The following is a 17702-nucleotide window of genomic DNA, read 5'->3' as shown; positions in this document are numbered from 1 at the left end:
CTCTAATGTCCTTCCTTTGGCGTGACGCGATGCAGCCGCCACATCGTATCAGTTCCCATGACCTGCCGGTCGACAAGCGAAAGCGCCACAGGACCGTGCTGCCGCGCCACCGCTGCCAAAGCTTCATCATCCGGGGCGGCACCGGCCATATAAAGGATCACTTCATCGACGAGTGCAGCATCCGCAAAGGCGCGCCATATCCTCGGTCCGCCCTCGACCAGAAGCCGCGTGATCCCGCGCGAGACAAGCGTTTCCATGATCGAAGGTAACCAAAGTGTGCCGCCCACCGCGGCGACGTCGTGAATTTCAACGCCGTGGGATGTCAGCTGCGTTCGTTTTTGCGGATCGCTTTCCGAAACCGTCATAATCCACGTCGGGACGTTCGCAGCGTTTCGGACGAGTTTCGCACCCGTCGGAATGTCGAGCGAACGCGACAGCACAATACGAACGGGCGAGCGATCCAGGAGGCCCGGCAGGCGGCACGTCAGCTCCGGATCGTCATCGCAAACCGTTGCGCCTCCGACGAGGATCGCATCGTGACGCGCGCGCAGCAGCATGCCGTGCGCACGAGACATCTCTCCTGTGACCCAGACGGGAGACACGCCGTTGCCGCGTGCGATTTCCCCAGACGGATCGAGCGCAAGCTTCAGCGTCGTGAACGGACGACGCTCGGTAATACGGACGATGTGCCCGCGCGTGATCCGGCGTGCCTCGGAGGCTCCGACGCCGCGCACGACCTCGATACCCGCATCGCGCAAACGGTCGAGGCCGCGCCCCGAAACGCGCGGGTCCGGATCTTCGATTGCGACGACTGCGCGTTTCAGCCCCGCCGCAATGATCGCCTCCGCGCACGGTCCCGTCTTTCCGTAGTGGGAGCACGGTTCGAGCGTTACGTATATCGTGGCGCCGCGCACGCGTTCACCTGCAGCGGCAATCGCGACCGTCTCAGCATGCGGACGGCCACCTCTCGCCGTGACACCGCGAGACAAAACCTCTCCCGTCGCCTCATCGGCGATGACCGCGCCGACGGACGGATTGGGCATCGTCGCGCCAAGACCACGGTCCGCCATGCGCAGCGCGATCGCCATCATTTCGGCGTCGAAGGCGCTGCTTTTAGTCTCCGGCATCGGCTTTAATGCTTCTTCTGGATCGCTGCCTCGTCGCGATCAGAACTAAACCGCTCGACGATGTCGAGAGGGTCGCGCGTGTCGGCGGCCAACTCGCGGAGCACAGCGTGGAAATCGGCGGCATCGCGGAAATCGCGATAAACGGACGCAAAGCGGACGTAGGCCACGGGGTCAAGCTCTCGAAGAGCCGCCATGACAAGTTCGCCGATTTCGGCCGAGGTGATTTCGGTTTCGCCAGAGCTTTCGAGTTGACGCACGAGACCGGAAACAAGCCTGTCAATCCGCTCGGGCTCGATCGGGCGTTTGCGCAAGGCGACAGAAATGGATTTCGAAAGCTTGTCGCGGTCGAACAAAACCTTGCGGCCGGACCGTTTGACGACGGTCAGCTCTCGAAGCTGAACGCGTTCGAATGTCGTGAACCGCCCGCCACAATCGGCACAGACGCGGCGTCTCCTGATGGCCGCATTCTCGTCCGACGGCCGACTGTCTTTGACTTGGCTATCCTCGCTTCCGCAAAACGGACAGCGCATCCTTCAACTCCTCGCAATCGCCGGCTTCATGCCGGGACGGTCCATCCCTGTTTCCGGCGGGACAGCTTTTTTCTTAACCACAAGCCAGATTCCGGCCGCAACGCACATCGCCGACATGACCTATCGGACGGTTTTCAACAATAGGAAAGTTTCAGGATGAAAACGTTTTCCTTTTTTTGTCACGCGCGCGATCGTGAGCTTTTTCGCTGCCGCGTCGGATGTCCAAGGCTTCAAGCATTGGATCGCGCAGCAGACGTCGACTTTGGCGGCGATGGCCAGCGGAAACGGGTAGTTTTGCCGCCCAAGGGCCGTCATGCCGACGGGAGGTCGGCACCTAGACAAGCGTCATCATCTCGTCTGCCGAGGGTTGACTGGATTCCGGCCTGCGCCGGGATGACGTTAGGATTTGTGAGAGGGCCAAAAGCAAAAGAGCGCCGAACTATGTCCGGCGCTCCTGGATCCATCAAACTCGGCGTTCGGTTCAAGCGTAAATCGGGAAGCGGTTGCAGAGCGCTGTCGCCTTGGCTTTGACCGCGGCCTCGACCTCGGCGTTGCCTTCCTCGCCGTTCTTCGCCAAACCGTCGAGAACTTCCGAGATGAGACGACCGATCTCCTGGAACTCGGCAACACCGAAGCCGCGCGTCGTTCCGGCCGGAGAACCCAGGCGAATACCCGACGTTACCATCGGCTTTTCTGGGTCGAACGGAATGCCGTTCTTGTTGCAGGTGATGTGCGCCCGGCCCAAAGACTTCTCGGCCTTATTGCCCGTAATCTTCTTCGGACGGAGGTCGACCAGGATCAGGTGCGTATCGGTGCCGCCGGAAACGAGCGCGAAGCCGTTCTGCACCATGACTTCGCCAAGCGCCCTGGCGTTGTCCATGACGTTCTTGATGTAGACCTTGTAGTCGGGACGCAGCGCTTCACCGAAGGCGACAGCCTTCGCAGCGATGACATGCATCAGCGGGCCGCCCTGAATACCCGGGAAGATCGCGGAGTTGACCTTCTTCGCGATGTCTTCATCGTTGGTCAGAATCATGCCGCCGCGCGGACCGCGCAGCGTCTTATGCGTCGTCGTCGTAACAACGTGAGCGTGCGGGAACGGGCTCGGAATGAGACCTGCAGCAACCAGGCCCGCGAAATGCGCCATGTCGACGAGGAAGACCGCGCCGACTTCGTCAGCAATCGCGCGGAATGCAGCGAAGTCGATCTTGCGCGGATAGGCCGAACCGCCGGCAATGATGATGCGCGGCTTGTGCTCGTGCGCGAGTTTCTTCACCTCGTCCATATCGATGAGGTGCGTATCAGGCTTCACCATGTAGTGAACGGCATTGAACCATTTTCCCGACTGGTTGACGGGCGCGCCGTGCGTCAGGTGCCCGCCTGCCGCGAGCGACAAGCCTAGGATCGTATCGCCGGGCTTAGCAAGCGCGTTGAAAACACCCTGGTTGGCCTGCGATCCGGAATTAGGCTGAACGTTAGCGAAGCCGCAATTGAACAGCTTCTTGGCACGGTCGATGGCGATCTCTTCGGCGATATCGACATACTGGCAGCCGCCGTAATAGCGCTTCCCAGGATAGCCTTCCGCATACTTATTTGTCAGCACCGATCCAGCGGCATCGAGCACCGCCTGGGAAACGATATTTTCCGACGCGATCAGCTCGATTTCATGCTGTTGGCGGCCAAACTCTTTCTGGATGGCGCTGAAAATCTCGGGATCGGTCTCTGAAACGTGCGCCTTGAAAAAGCGCGACGTCTGCGAAGTTCCAGCGGCCGGTGCGGTCGACATAGGCTTTCCTCTGAAAAGGGATGATTTTTAGAACCGGGGCATACGGCTTCAGCGCCGGCTGCCACTTTCAACCATAGTACGAGCCGAGACGCCAGGACTCAACTCCCCCTCAATCGCGTCAAACCCGCGTAATATAGGCGCGGCATGCCCTTGCTTGGCGATCGGGCTCGGGTAGGTAATCCCACGCCCCACTACTCGGCGGCGGCGAGGCTTTCCATCAACGCCATCGGGCACTGCGACCAGAGCTCTTTGAGAGCCCCGACGAGATGCTCCATATCGGCGTCCGTATGCTGCGGTGAGGGCGTCAGCCGCAGCCGCTCCGTCCCGCGCGGCACCGTCGGATAGTTGATCGGCTGCACATAGATCCCATAGCGGTCGAGCAGCACGTCGGTCAGCGCCTTGCAGCGGATAGGATCGGCCACAAGAACCGGCACGATGTGGCTCGGACCGGACATCACCGGAATATCGGCGACAGTCAGGCGGGTTTTCAGGGCACGGGCACGTTCCTGGTGACGCTCGCGCAGAAGCGCATTGGTCTTAAGATGCCGGATCGACGCGAGGGCGCCAGCGGCGATAGCCGGGGCCAGCGACGTCGTGAAGATGAAACCCGGAGCATAGGACCGGATGGCATCGCAGATCGTACGCGAGGCGGCGATATAACCGCCCATAACGCCGAAGCCTTTGGCCAGCGTGCCGTTGATAATGTCGATGCGGTGCATGACACCGTCGCGCTCGGCGACGCCGCCGCCGCGCGGACCATAAAGACCGACAGCGTGGACTTCGTCGAGATAGGTCAGGGCATTGTATTTTTCAGCAAGATCGCAAATACCGCCAATCGGAGCGATGTGGCCGTCCATCGAATAGACGCTCTCGAATGCGATGATCTTCGGCGTCTCGCGCGGAATCTTTTTAAGCTTGGTCTCCAGGTCGGCGAGATCGTTGTGCTGGAAGATGTGCTTCGGGCCGCGGCCGTTGCGGATACCCGCGATCATCGACGCGTGATTCTTTTCGTCCGAGATGATTTCGCAGCCCGGAAGAAGCTGAGCGAGAGTTGAGAGCGCCGCCTCATTGGCGACGAAGGCGGACGTAAAGACGAGTGCGCCTTCCTTCTGGTGAAGATCGGCAAGCTCGTGCTCTAGCTCGACGTGATAGTGGGTTGTGCCAGAGATATTGCGAGTACCACCCGAGCCCGCGCCTACGCTGTCTATGGCTTCGTGCATCGCCGCGAGAACGTCGGGATGCTGGCCCATGCCGAGATAATCGTTTGAGCACCAGACCGTAATCGGTTTGACAGCGACACCCTTTACGACGTCGGCTTTGGGAAATGCGCCCCGGCGACGCTTTACGTCCGCGAAAGTGCGGTAACGGCCCTCACGTTTTACGGCATCGAGGGCATCTGCGAGCTTCTGCTCATAAGTCATCAGACGGTTCCGCTCCCACTGCACGACGTTCGTTATTTTAGAACCCTTATGGCTTGGCTCGGAGCAAAGAGCCAGTGCTCATTCGTCGCGCATCTACGTGAAATTTTCGTCAGATAGAAAGCTCGGCGGCTGCTTTCTCTAAAATTACCTGATTTTAGGTTCGATTTTCGCCGGAAGCCCCCCGGATTACGATCAAACTTTCCCGATGCGCTGCATCAATAGTTCGACGCGACCTCTCCTACGCCGTCTTTCTCGTAAATGTCGCGGCGAAACTGTACGACGCCATCCGCAGTCGCCCAGGCGCTAATATAAACGAAGAGAAGCTGCACCGACCTTTTCAAGCGCAGGTCGAGGCGCTCTCCCGTCGTTTTCATCGATGCGATTCGTTCGGCGTCCCAGCCTCTCTGCCCCTCGAGAAGCCACGCTGCCAGATTTTCGATGTTGTGGACACGAATGCAGCCGGAGCTTTCCGAGCGGAAGTTGCGGCCGAAAATCCGATCCGACGGCGTATCGTGCATATAGACCGAATGCGCGCTATTGAAGTTGATTTTTAGAAATCCGAGCGGGTTTTCCTTGCCCGGCTGTTGACTGTACGAATAGGTGCCCGGCTTCACCTTTTCCCAGTTGATCTTCGTCGGATCGACCTTCTTGCCGTTGGCATAGGCATCGATCCCGAACTTTAATAGAACATTCTGCCCCTTTGCCTGCATCTCGCGACCACGCGGAATAAGGTCTTGCGAGATCACCGTCGGAGGTAAACGCCAGACTGGATTAAAGCTCAGATCCGTTATTGGCGTGCGCAGCAGCGGTGTCGGACGATCCGGCTTGCCCACGACCCCGGCATAGCGCGCCACGATGCGCCCGTTCTGCACGGCCTCGATTTGCGCCGCCGGAATGTTGACGACCACGTATTTTTTGGACGTCTTAGGGACTTCCTGTTCCAGGCGCGTGAGATTGACCTTCAACTGTTTCAGGCGGACGTCGGCTGGCACGTTCAACGCCATGATAGTCCGTTTATCGGCAAGCCCGGTCGGGCTCAGCCCGTTCGACGTTTGGAACCGCTGCAAAGCCTTCTCGACGCTATAATCGAAGTAGGTCGACGAGGTATTGCCGTCAGTCAGATCGCCGGATACTGCGAGCCGTTTCCGGAGCAGCGCGACAGAAGCATCCGTAATTCCGTACTGCAGGAGACTGCTCCGCGGCGTCCTGTTCGGCGGAACAGGAAGCTGCGGCCAACCGCCCTGGGCGACAATCTCGGTGTAACGCTTCACCGCCGACTTGGTCGCGGCGATGTTCGCCTTCGAAAGCGTGGCGAAGCCCTTTGGCGGGTTTGCCTCCCAATCGCGAACGAAACTGTTGTCGTAGCCACCCGTCGCGGTGCCCGGCCCTGGTCCAACGGGTCCGAATTGGATCGACGCGGTATCTTGCGCTGCAGCGCGTCCGAAGCCGAGACATCCGGCACCCGATGCAATGATGAAGCCCAACGCAAGCATGGTCGCCAGGAGTGCGCGTGCGGCACGCTGCGCAAAGTCGATTGCCGGGGTCGATCCACGTGCCGTCATTTCCCTACCCTATGCCCGCATCTGCTCTGTCGGTCCGGCTGCGCCGGTGCGATGGCCGGCGCATGGTTAATGAATTGCCCGGACCACTCGCGCCTACTCTAGGATTGCGCAACACGCGGCACGAGCCTTTTCACACCGATTTTGGCCTGTTTTTGAGATTCGCGCGCCCCGCCTGCAACATTTTCCGGTCGAAATCGGCTGAGCGCATGAAAAAGGCCACTCCCACGCATTAGTGGAGCGGCCCTTTAATTCACGAATCACATCGTCCTGGCCGGGGGCCAGTTCGGCAACCGATCAGAGACGGTAGCGAATCTGATCCGACCAGAAGCGCTCAAGGCGAACGAGCGCTTTATTCAGGCCTTTGACATCATCGCTCGAAACTTCACCGACCGTCTGCACCGAACCGAGCTGGCGCAAATACAGCTTGCTGACGATATCCCGGGCCTCATGGCCTTTCTCCGTCAGACTGACACGCACCGAGCGGCGATCCGTATCGGAACGCTTATAGTGGATATAGCCCATATCGACGAGCTTCTTGAGATTGTAGGAGACGTTCGAGCCGAGATAATAGCCGCGCGTCTTCAACTCACCGGCCGTCAATTCGCTTTCGCCGATATTGTAAAGCAACAACGCTTGAACGCTATTGAGCTCGGCACCGCCCTGACGATCGAACTCGTCCTTGATGACGTCGAGAAGGAGACGGTGGAGTCGTTCGATCAGACGCAACGCCTGCAAATAGTCGCCGCGAAAGCCTTCTTCCTGCACCGGCGCGCGCTGACGCGCCACTTCATACGCTAGGTTCATAACGCTGCCTCACACTGTTTGACGCCACCCGGTTTGCCCCGGGTTTTGACAAATAGATAACGCGAAGCCCTGAATTTCGCCTAAATAGATATAGTAAAAGAATAGTACCGGGGTGACTTTGGAACGATATATTAACTAGAGCCCAGCCTTGATTGCCAACATGGTCAAGATTGCGATAACGCGCACAATAAAATTGTCGATAAGCAATATTCGAAATCAGACGCGCGCGGCCTGCATTTCCACCCGGCTCGCGAGCGTCAATTCGCTTTTACCGAGAGGCGCGAAATAGCTCTCGACGGTTTCAGTCGTGACAGCTTCGAATTGCACAGGCGACCATTTCGGCGCGCCATCTTTATCGCGCAGAGCAGAGCGCACGCCCTCGAAGAAATCCGGATTCTCAAGACATCGAACAGCCAATCGATAATCCTCGATCAGCGTCTCACGGATATCGAGAGTTCGTGCATTTCGGATATGTCGGTCCGTAATGGCGAGAGAAACAGGCGAACTTTTGCGAAGGCCCGTCAGCGTATCGCGCGCCCACTCTGAACCGGCCGCCTCGGCTTTTATGAGAGAACGAAAGATCTCGGATAATGTTTCATGCGAGAAATGATCGCGAATAAGCCCGACGTCCTTTTGCAACGGGCCTTCGCCTTGAATTTCATTCAAGCCATCGAGCAAAGGATCTACAGGCTCTGCATCTGCGAGTTTCGCGAGGATTCCCGGAAAATGCGATGATGCGATGCAGTGGGTTATAAGACCTAGCCATTGCGCATCGTCACGCCTGATCGTTCTGCCCGTCAGGCCGAGGTAAAGCCCGATCGGCCAGGGCAAGCGAGCCAGAACGTTTGCGATTCCGACATCCGGGAACAGGCCGATTTTCACTTCGGGCATCGCCCACTTGTAGTTCTCTCCGGCAACGCGATGCGTGTTGTAAGCTGTCAGCCCGGCTCCCGATCCCATGCAGATGCCGTCGATAAATGACACGGTTGGCTTGGAAAAACATTCGAGCAGCCAATCGAGCTCGTACTCGGCACGCATGATGGCCTTCGCGCTTTCGATGTCGCGCTCGGCCTCAGCTGTCAGCGCGAGAACGTCGCCGCCGGCACAGAACGCCTTCGGACTGCTCGACAGCAGTGTCACGATGTAAATATCGGGATTGCGCGCGATGCGCGGAATCTCATCGGCCACGATCTTGCACATCTCGCGATCAAGCGCATTCAATGTTCGTGGACGATTGAGCGTGATCGTACGAACCGCGCGCGAACGATCGAGAACGATCTTCGGCTGCGGATCATCCGACACCGGCGTCGTAGTTTGAGCGTTATGTTCGTTCACTGCGTTCCCAATCGCTTTTCGTCTGACACAGAGCGGCCTGGTCCATGTGGCTTTGGATTGTATCACCACGCATTATGGCGATCCGGCGCTCGAATGTCCGATGATGCCGATACCGCCATCTCGATTGTTGTGCCGCTTGTCCCTTCGTCGCGGATTCGTCAAGTATGTGCGCAATGCTCCGGTCTATCGATGCTGGGAGGACAAGCCTGTGCGCGACTTTGGCCGGAGAGCGGCAATCCTCATAGCCCTGGCGATGGCTCCTCTTGTCGCAAGCAACGCCGCCGAGGCAAAAAGGAAGAAACATAAGCCTGCGCCATCTGCATCGGCTCACGCAACATCGAAACATCGCAAAATTCTAGCCGCCCCCGGCAAGGACGGTCCATCGGATCCGAAGATGCCGCCCTCGAAACCTGCGGACAAGACCAAAGCAGACGCTCCTAAACCGCATCCGAACACCTGGACGGATGCAGAAATCGCCGAAGCCAAGACGCATTGCGACGAGATTTTGAAACGCATCCATGCCGTCGCCATCGCGCATGCACCGATCAAACATGGCGCATGTGGAGCACCTGCTCCTGTCGAGCTCTTGAGCATCGGAGAAAATCCGCCTGTGTCGCTCTCGCCCGCACCCATCGTCCGCTGTGATCTCGCCGAAGCGCTGGTGACCTGGCTTGAACTGGATGTGCAGCCCTCGGCGCGCAAACATCTTGGCGGGCCGATCGTCAAGATCGAAACGATGAGCGATTATTCGTGCCGCAACGCCTATCGACGAAAATCGACACGGCTCAGCGAACATGGCCTGGCCAATGCGGTCGACATCGGCACCTTCATTACCGCGTCGGCGAAAACGGCTTCAGTCCTAGACGATTGGGGAAAATCTCAACGCGAGATCGTCGCCGAAGCGGCGGCGGAGAAAAAGGCGGCGGAAATGGCCGCTGCCGAGAAGGCCGCTCAAGCTAAACGAGCGCATGGTCCGGCGCCGAAAACTCCGCCTCCCGTAGCAACAGCCTCGAAGCTTGGTGCGCCCGCGACTGGGCTCGCCCACGCGGAGAGCGAAAACCACACCTCGAAGATTACCGTCACGCTGCCCGGCGCAGAATCTGCGGACTTAACCGCCCCTGAAACGCATCCCGCCGCACCGAAACAAACCAAACCTCCGCCCGACCCCGAGGTCGAAGCCTTCTTGCATGAGGCGCATGAAGCCGCATGCCATATCTTCGGAACGACACTCGGGCCCGAAGCAAATGCCGACCATCGCAATCATTTTCATGTCGATATGGCCGTCCGGAAGTACAAGAAAATCTGCGATTAACTGTGCGCATCACTGCGATGCGTCGCATGGCTTGCGCTCTGCCAGCGAGCGTGCGCAATGTCGCAAAACTCTTTGAGGCTCAGAGTCTTCGATGTCGATCCGTTCACGTCCACCCATTTCCGAAAATCAAGTGGCCGCTCCGGCTGCCGGCCGGTTTCCAGCGATCCGCATGCGCCGAAACCGCAAATCGCCGTGGTCGCGCGAACTTGTCGCCGAGCACCGATTGTCCACGAGCGACCTGATCTGGCCAATGTTCGTCGTCGAAGGCAAAGGCAAGCGCGTGCCGGTCGCATCGATGCCGGGTGTCGAACGGCTGAGCGTCGATCTCATCGTCGAAGCGGCCAAGGAAGCGGTTGCTCTCGGCATTCCGGCGATCGCGCTCTTTCCGTTCACCGATCCGGCGAAACGCTCGGAAGATGCCCGCGAAGCTTTCAATGCCGACAACTTGGTCTGCCGCGCAACCCGCGCGATCAAGACGGCGAACCTCGATCTCGGCGTGATCCTCGACGTCGCGCTCGATCCTTACACGAGCCACGGGCACGACGGGCTTCTGGTCGGAGACGAAATTGTCAACGACGAAACGAATGCCGCGCTGATCAAGCAGGCGCTCGTTCAAGCCGAGGCAGGCGCCGACGTGCTGGCGCCGTCCGACATGATGGACGGACGCATCGGGGCGATCCGCACCGCGCTCGAAGCGGCAGGGCATCGCAACACGCAGATCATGTCCTATGCTGCCAAATACGCGAGCGCCTTTTACGGGCCATTCCGCGATGCCGTCGGCTCGTCGGGATTTCTCAAGGGCGATAAACGCACATATCAGATGGACCCGGGAAACACGGACGAAGCATTGCGCGAGGTCGCGCTCGATCTCGCCGAGGGCGCCGATATGGTGATGGTGAAGCCGGGGCTGCCCTATCTCGATCTCGTGCAACGCGTGTCGGAAACGTTCAAAGTGCCGACGTTCGCCTATCAGGTATCTGGCGAATACGCGATGCTCGCCGCCGCATTCGAAAAAGGCTGGCTGGACGCCGACAAGACGATGCTCGAAAGCCTGCTGGCATTCAAGCGGGCCGGCGCATCGGGAGTACTGACGTATTTCGCGCCCAAAGCGGCTCAGTTGCTCCGACGGTAGGTCGCTAGCGCCTCACGCGGCGGCGGAAGTCCTGTTCGGAAGGGATCCGCTCAGCCGGGAGATTGGCGCCGGCGGCGGCCGCGCGACTTGGATTGTCAGACGGGGCTACGGTGGTCGCGTTTGGATTATCCTCGGCAACCGTTCGGCTCGGCTTCTCGCATTTCGTCAGCCAGACATCGTAGGTCGGATGCTCAAGGCCGTAGATGCCGGGGCTTTCGGCAAACATCCATCCTGTGAAGATACGCTTCTCCGAGCCATCGAGCTGTGTCTCATCAATTTCGACAAAGGTATCCGTCTTCGGTTCTTCGGTCGGCGGACGCGAGTAGCACGCCCGAGGCGTGATCCGGAGCGCACCGAACGTAACTGTCTTATTGAGTTCGACTTCGAATTTGGAAATTCGGGCTGTAACCTTATCGAGCGCCGAAAAAACCGCGACCTCGTTTTCGATGCGATCCGCCTGCGCAGGCATCGCAGCGCTCGCAATAAAGAACGCGCAGAGGATCAGCCCGCCTCGTTTCCACCGCGAAACAGGTTTGGGCGGTCGCGAAGCGCGATCTGATCGTGAAGGCGAAGATCGTTTCAAAATCGGGTCCAATTGGCGGATCGTTCCGTTTCGCCAGCTAGTTGATACAGAAAACAGGCAATTTTCTGATTTCACGATCCGTGCGGACGCCATGCTTTGTAATCGGTGGTTGATTTTGCGCGCGGGCCGTTGCCGAGGATCGAGCCTTTCGGGTGGTATGCCTCAGGCGTGCCGGTCAGATTCATTTGGTGGCGCTTTTGCCAGTGCTTCGGCTTATAGCGCTCCTCGCTCGGCGGCGTATCGACGGTATAATGCAGCCAACCGTGCCATTCGGGCGGCACCTGACTCGGTTCCGACAGTTTTGCATATGTGACCCAGCGCGCGGGGACGCCGAGCGGTCCGACTCCGCTCCTCTGAATATAGTAGCGATTGCCGAACTCATCGTCGCCGACGAAGCGGCCCTTGCGCCACGTGAAGAAGCGCGTCCCCCAGGTGTTGCCGCCCCACCAGGAGAAGATCTCACTGAATAAGCTCATGCCTGGCCATCCTTTTCCCGCCGCTCGTGCTTGAACGCATTAGAGGCAGTCTGGCTCTGATGTCCAGACGCCAGAGCGCCGATGCAGACGCGCAACAGACGCAGGGCGGAATCGCACTAAGCTGAGGTCGAGCACGGGCGCCAAAATGGCGAAATCCAGCTTCGTCCACACCGGTTCGATCTGTCGGCACCCCCAAAATCCCGAATATTCTACGGCAATACGATCATCCGGCTGGAAGTTGTTCACACCACTAGATCTAGTGTTTGTTGTCGCTGCCACCCCAACATCTATTTAATTTCCCTTGTCCGTCGCTCGTCGAATCTCTTAGCCTTACGGGCGTTGCGACATTCGTAAGACGACCCATCCGAGATCGGTTGAAGACGTCATCGCAGCTGTTCCGTAGCGTTCATGCGTAAGCGCGAAAGTCTTCGTCGCAATCACCGAGTTTGGCCGGCAGGAGCCGGCGAAGGGGCCTCTTGGCTTGCTTCGCCGCCGCGGGAAACTGTGGCCTGAGTAGCGGTTTCATCGTCAAGCGTTTCGATCCACGGATGTGCCGGGTGCAGGGACCGGTGCTGACGCGAACACATCACATACGGCTGGCGGATGATTCCGCTTGCCGCGCAATTTCGGGGGCACTTTCACATGAAGATCACACGGCGTTTCACGAAAGCCGGCCTTTCTCCTTATGCCTCTATCCCGTTCCGGCGTGCGACGTCTGAGATCAAGAATCCAGACGGTTCTGTCGTCTTTAGTCTCAAAGGCTTCGATGTCCCCGAGCATTTCAGTCAGGTTGCAGCGGATATCCTGGCGCAGAAATATTTCCGTAAGGCCGGCGTTGCGCGACGCCTAAAGCGCTGCGAAGAAACACAGGTACCCTCGTGGCTGTGGCGCTCCACGCCGGATGACGCCGCTCTTGCCGAACTACCGGAAAACGAGCGTTTCGGCGGCGAGACCGATGCCCGTCAGGTCTTCGATCGCCTCGCCGGCACTTGGACGTATTGGGGCTGGAAGGGCGGCTACTTCTCGTCGGAAGACGATGCGCAAGCATTCTTCGACGAACTTCGCTACATGCTCGCGATGCAGATGGCGGCGCCGAACTCGCCGCAGTGGTTCAACACCGGTCTGCACTGGGCGTATGGCATCGACGGACCCGGCCAGGGACATATGTACGTCGACTACCAGACGGGCGAGCTCGTGCAGTCGTCGTCGGCTTACGAGCACCCGCAACCCCATGCCTGCTTCATCCAGTCGGTTGGCGACGATCTCGTCAACGAGGGGGGCATCATGGACCTTTGGGTCCGCGAGGCGCGTCTCTTCAAGTACGGCTCCGGCACCGGCTCGAATTTCTCATCTCTCCGCGGCGCGAATGAAAAGCTCTCCGGCGGCGGCCGTTCGTCGGGACTGATGAGCTTCCTGAAGATCGGCGATCGTGCCGCCGGCGCGATCAAATCGGGTGGCACGACACGGCGGGCGGCAAAAATGGTCGTCGTCGATGTCGATCATCCGGACATCGAGGAATACATCACCTGGAAGGTGAAGGAAGAGCAGAAGGTTGCGGCGCTCGTCACAGGATCGAAGATCTGCCAGAAGCGGCTGAAAACGGTGATGAAGGCCTGCGTCAACTGCGAAGCGGAAGGCGACGCGTGCTTCGATCCCCTGAAGAATCCCAAGCTCAAGCAGGCGATCCGCGAAGCCAAGCGCGACGGAGTCCCCCAAAATTACATCCTGCGCGTCATTCAGTTTGCGCGGCAGGGTTACAAGGACATTGCGTTCGATACCTATGACACCGATTGGGACAGCGAAGCTTATCTGACGGTTGCGGGGCAGAATTCGAACAACTCCGTGCGCGTAACCGACGAATTTCTCAATGCCGTCTCGGAAGACAGAGACTGGAATCTAACGTCGCGGATCGGCAACAAGATCACGAAGACGATCAAAGCTCGCGACCTTTGGGAGCAGATCGGCTACGCAGCGTGGGCTTCCGCCGATCCCGGCATCCAGTTCCACACGACGATCAACGATTGGCATACGTGCCCGCAGTCGGGACCGATCCGCGCATCGAACCCCTGCTCCGAATACATGTTCCTTGACGACACGGCGTGCAATCTCGCTTCGCTCAACCTCTTGCGCTTCCGGCGCGACGACAAATCCTTTGATATTGAATCTTACGAGCACGGCTGCCGCTTGTGGACGATCGTGCTCGAAATCTCAGTGCTGATGGCGCAGTTCCCATCGCGTAGGATCGCGGAGCTTTCTTACCGCTACCGGACGCTGGGTCTTGGCTTTGCGAACATCGGCGGCCTGTTGATGTCGGCCGGAATTCCCTACGACTCCGCCGAAGGGCGCGCGATCTGCGGTGCGATCTCGGCCATCATGACAGGCGTTTCTTACGCGACGAGCGCCGAGATGGCATCTGAGCTTGGCCCCTTCCCCGGCTATGAGCCGAATGCTCAGGATATGTTGCGTGTGATGCGCAATCATCGCCGCGCTGCAATGGGCGAAGCCAGCGGTTATGAGAAAATTGCAACCGCACCGGTGCCACTCGACCACGCCTCGCTGAAAGACCCGCGGCTTGGCGAAGCCGCCAAGCGTGCCTGGGATCGCGCACTCGATCTCGGTGAAAATCACGGCTACCGCAACGCGCAGGCCACCGTCGTCGCGCCGACCGGCACAATCGGCCTCGTCATGGACTGCGATACGACCGGCATCGAGCCCGACTTCGCACTCGTGAAGTTCAAGAAGCTGGCAGGCGGTGGTTATTTCAAGATCATCAACCAGTCGGTACCCGAAGCTCTTCGCGCCCTCGGCTATCGCGAGAGCGAGATCGCGGAAATCGAAGCCTACGCGGTCGGACATGGGTCGCTTGCGCAAGCTCCGGCAATCAACACGGCGACGCTCAAGGCCAAGGGCTTCACGGACGACGCACTTGCCAAGATCGAGAAAGGTCTCGCGACCGCGTTCGACATCAAGTTCGTCTTCAATCGCTGGACACTTGGCGATGACTTCCTGACCGGCAAGCTCGGCGTGCCCGCAGACAAGCTTTCCGATCCGGCGTTTGATCTGTTCGCACACCTTGGCTTCTCGAAGCGCGACGTCGAAACAGCCAACGAGCACGTCTGCGGAGCGATGACGCTTGAGGGCGCCCCACACCTCAAGACTGAGCATCTGCCGGTCTTCGATTGTGCCAACCCGTGCGGGCGCAAGGGCAAGCGTTATCTTTCGGTCGAGAGCCACATCCGCATGATGGCGGCGTCGCAGCCGTTTATCTCGGGAGCGATCTCCAAGACGATCAACATGCCGAACGACGCGACGGTCGAGGACTGCAAGCAGTCCTATATGCTGTCGTGGAAGTTGGCGCTGAAAGCCAACGCCCTCTACCGGGACGGCTCGAAGCTATCGCAACCGCTGAACAGCCAAGTCCTGGGTGAGGACGACGACGAGGCCACCGACGCCGCTGAGACGCTCATGGCGCAATCGATGGCGGCGCGCACTGCCACAGTGTCCGAAAAAATCGTCGAGAAGATCGTCGAGCGCGTCGTGTACGTCGAGAAAGAGAAAGCGCGCGGCCGGGACAAACTGCCGGGCCGTCGCAAAGGCTACACACAGAAAGCCGCTGTCGGCGGACACAAGGTATACCTCCGCACGGGGGAATACGACGACGGCCGCGTCGGCGAGATCTTCATCGACATGCACAAGGAAGGCGCCGCCTTCCGCTCGCTGATGAACAACTTCGCCATCGCAATTTCGCTTGGCCTGCAGTATGGCGTACCGCTTGAAGAATACGTGGAGGCATTCACCTTTACGCGCTTCGAACCGGCGGGCCTGGTGCAGGGTAACGAGACGATCAAGAATGCGACCTCGATCCTCGACTACATCTTCCGCGAACTCGCCGTGTCGTATCTCGGCCGTCACGACCTTGCGCACGTCGATCCGCGCGAGATCGTCGGGGAAACGGGACTCGGCTCCAGCGATGACGATACGGATGAGCAGCTTTCGCTCAACCTGCCGGAGAGCGTGACGAAGATGGTGTCGAAGGGCCTCGTGCGCGGCGCCGATGTCGTCCGCCTCGCAAGCCGCACGACAAGCCATCATTCGCGCGGATCGTCGGCAAGCGCGGGAGACGTTCGAAGCGAAACAAATTTCGACGTCAGCGCCCGCTATGTCGACTCGACGCTGACGCATGGCGCGAATGCGCTTGCGGTCACCGCCGATGAGATGCGGGAAACCATGGCATTATCGAAGTCGGAGCTCTTCAAACAGAGGGCCTCGGAAGCCAAACTCCGCGGCTACGAGGGTGTCGCCTGCAGCGAGTGCCAGAACTTCACAATGGTCCGCAACGGCACCTGCCTAAAGTGCGACACCTGCGGAAGCACGAGCGGATGCAGTTGAGGGCCGAGAGCCGGAAAGGAAAGGAATTGAATGTCTATAACAGAACGGCAGCTTTTACTTCCGGCTCTGATTTGCGCCGCATCGAGGCCTGGAGGTGCGATTAGTACGGGCGACCTCATTCCCGAATTAGAACGAACTTTGCGACCAACTGGAAATGACCTTCGGCTGCTTCGAAATAGAACTGATACGCGTTTCTCTCAGAAGGTAAGAAACCTAATTTCACATGAGAAGAATAAGAACGAGTATGTTTCGACGGGGGCTTGCAATCAGAGTCGACGGCGGGTTTTGCATAACAGAGCTTGGGCGTCGATTTCTCCGAGACGAGGGTCATTGAGCGCATTGTCATCGTCATCCTCGAATGCCTGAGCGCAGCGATGCGCGTTCGGAGATCCAGCGGGAAACTCGTCTAAACACTACGGCATTTCTTCAAGGCGCCATGGCTCGTGGCGCCTTGATTGCATTTGGCTTGCTTGGATCCCGGCCTTCGCCGGGATGACGGTGGTGGATGTCGCGCGGCGTTTCAACGTGCGCCCGGATGACGTGAAGTTGTTGGCTTACTTACGCCGGATCGAAACAGGTAGCGGAGATCATGATCTCACAATACCGTCATGCCGACGAAGGTCGGCACCCAGGCAGCCTGAAACACGTGATCAGCCGGAAAAGTGTTCCGACTTGTCAAATGGACCGGAGCTGATTTCGCCCGTCTGGGGATCAAAAAGATTGCGCCACTCGGGATTCATCTGCTCGATCAAACGCAATTCCCAAAGGCGCCGCCATTCTTTCAATTGCTTTTCACGCGCGATGGCCCGGTCGAGCGTTTCGTGCATCTCGTAGTAGACAAGCTGCGTCACATTATATTGCGAGGTGAAGCCGGGGATCAGCTTTTGCGCATGCTGGGCCATGCGCGCGTAGAGGTTACTCGTCACGCCAATGTAAAGCGTACCGTTTGGGTGGCTCGCCAGAACATAGACGCATGGTGATTTGCTCCGCATGTGGGATATCCCTTCCATCGGCCGACCATGCACGATTGGAGGGAAACCTATCAAGTCGTCCTGGTTTGAACTGACCGGATCCCGGCCTGCGCCGGGATGACGGTAGGTGTAGGAGCTGCCAAGTGGCCACTTCCCACTTCCCACTTCCCACTTCCCACTTCCCACTTCCCACTTCCCACTTCCCACTTCCCACTTCCCACTTCCCACTTCCCACTTCCCACTTCCCACTTCCCACTTCCCACTTCCCACTTCC

General features: G+C 58.9%; 13 protein-coding genes. 3 read left to right on the top strand and 10 right to left on the bottom strand.

Features of this window, described 5'->3' with window-relative positions; all coding sequences use genetic code 11:
* Positions 1-2: 2 nt before the first annotated feature.
* The 7 genes from ribD to VHB22_RS09580 form a co-directional block, all read right to left on the bottom strand.
* The gene (gene ribD / locus VHB22_RS09610; protein ID WP_325456756.1) at positions 3-1127 is read right to left on the bottom strand and encodes a bifunctional diaminohydroxyphosphoribosylaminopyrimidine deaminase/5-amino-6-(5-phosphoribosylamino)uracil reductase RibD; all 1125 of its coding nucleotides are present in this window, start codon (positions 1125-1127) and stop codon (positions 3-5) included.
* A 5-nt stretch (positions 1128-1132) separates the two neighbouring features.
* Positions 1133-1657: a transcriptional regulator NrdR gene (gene nrdR / locus VHB22_RS09605; RefSeq protein WP_325456755.1), complete on the bottom strand. Its 525-nt coding sequence runs from the start codon at positions 1655-1657 to the stop codon at positions 1133-1135.
* Positions 1658-2138: 481 nt separating this feature from the next.
* Complete coding sequence (gene glyA / locus VHB22_RS09600) at positions 2139-3443, bottom strand: serine hydroxymethyltransferase (RefSeq protein ID WP_325456754.1); 1305 nt, start codon at positions 3441-3443, stop codon at positions 2139-2141.
* A gap of 191 nt (positions 3444-3634) precedes the next feature.
* Positions 3635-4864, bottom strand: a complete 1230-nt coding sequence (gene hemA / locus VHB22_RS09595; RefSeq protein ID WP_325456753.1) for a 5-aminolevulinate synthase — start codon at positions 4862-4864, stop codon at positions 3635-3637.
* A gap of 215 nt (positions 4865-5079) precedes the next feature.
* Positions 5080-6426, bottom strand: a complete 1347-nt coding sequence (locus VHB22_RS09590; protein WP_325456752.1) for a L,D-transpeptidase family protein — start codon at positions 6424-6426, stop codon at positions 5080-5082.
* Positions 6427-6720: 294 nt separating this feature from the next.
* The gene (gene ldtR / locus VHB22_RS09585; RefSeq protein ID WP_325456751.1) at positions 6721-7230 is read right to left on the bottom strand and encodes a transcriptional regulator LdtR; all 510 of its coding nucleotides are present in this window, start codon (positions 7228-7230) and stop codon (positions 6721-6723) included.
* Between the two features lie 216 nt (positions 7231-7446).
* On the bottom strand, positions 7447-8565 hold the full coding sequence (locus tag VHB22_RS09580) for an enoyl-CoA hydratase/isomerase family protein (protein ID WP_325456750.1): 1119 nt from the start codon (positions 8563-8565) through the stop codon (positions 7447-7449).
* Positions 8566-8611: 46 nt separating this feature from the next.
* Here VHB22_RS09580 and VHB22_RS09575 point away from each other — a divergent pair, with 46 nt between their 5' ends.
* Positions 8612-9877, top strand: a complete 1266-nt coding sequence (locus tag VHB22_RS09575; RefSeq protein WP_325456749.1) for an extensin family protein — start codon at positions 8612-8614, stop codon at positions 9875-9877.
* Positions 9878-9968: 91 nt separating this feature from the next.
* Entirely contained in the window at positions 9969-11009 is a 1041-nt protein-coding gene (gene hemB, locus VHB22_RS09570; protein WP_325456748.1) for a porphobilinogen synthase, read from the top strand.
* 4 nt (positions 11010-11013) lie between these two features.
* Here the strand turns inward: hemB and VHB22_RS09565 are convergent, their stop codons facing one another.
* The gene (locus VHB22_RS09565) at positions 11014-11478 is read right to left on the bottom strand and encodes a DUF2155 domain-containing protein (RefSeq protein WP_325456747.1); all 465 of its coding nucleotides are present in this window, start codon (positions 11476-11478) and stop codon (positions 11014-11016) included.
* 185 nt (positions 11479-11663) lie between these two features.
* Positions 11664-12068 (bottom strand): NADH:ubiquinone oxidoreductase subunit NDUFA12, encoded by a 405-nt coding sequence (locus VHB22_RS09560; RefSeq protein WP_325456746.1) that lies wholly within the window; start codon positions 12066-12068, stop codon positions 11664-11666.
* 642 nt (positions 12069-12710) lie between these two features.
* Here VHB22_RS09560 and VHB22_RS09555 point away from each other — a divergent pair.
* Positions 12711-16457 carry a vitamin B12-dependent ribonucleotide reductase gene (locus VHB22_RS09555; RefSeq protein ID WP_325456745.1) on the top strand — a complete coding sequence of 1249 codons (3747 nt, stop codon included), beginning with the start codon at positions 12711-12713 and terminating at the stop codon, positions 16455-16457.
* A gap of 650 nt (positions 16458-17107) precedes the next feature.
* Here the strand turns inward: VHB22_RS09555 and VHB22_RS09550 are convergent.
* Positions 17108-17702, bottom strand: a 595-nt coding sequence (locus tag VHB22_RS09550; RefSeq protein ID WP_325456744.1) for a GIY-YIG nuclease family protein, incomplete at its 5' end; no start/stop codon positions are given.

Origin of the sequence: Hyphomicrobium sp., assembly GCF_035548195.1 — a bacterium.
GTDB lineage: Bacteria > Pseudomonadota > Alphaproteobacteria > Rhizobiales > Hyphomicrobiaceae > Hyphomicrobium_B.
The sequence above is the reverse complement of the archived record's forward strand: the minus strand, read 5'-3'. Positions and strand labels throughout refer to the sequence as shown.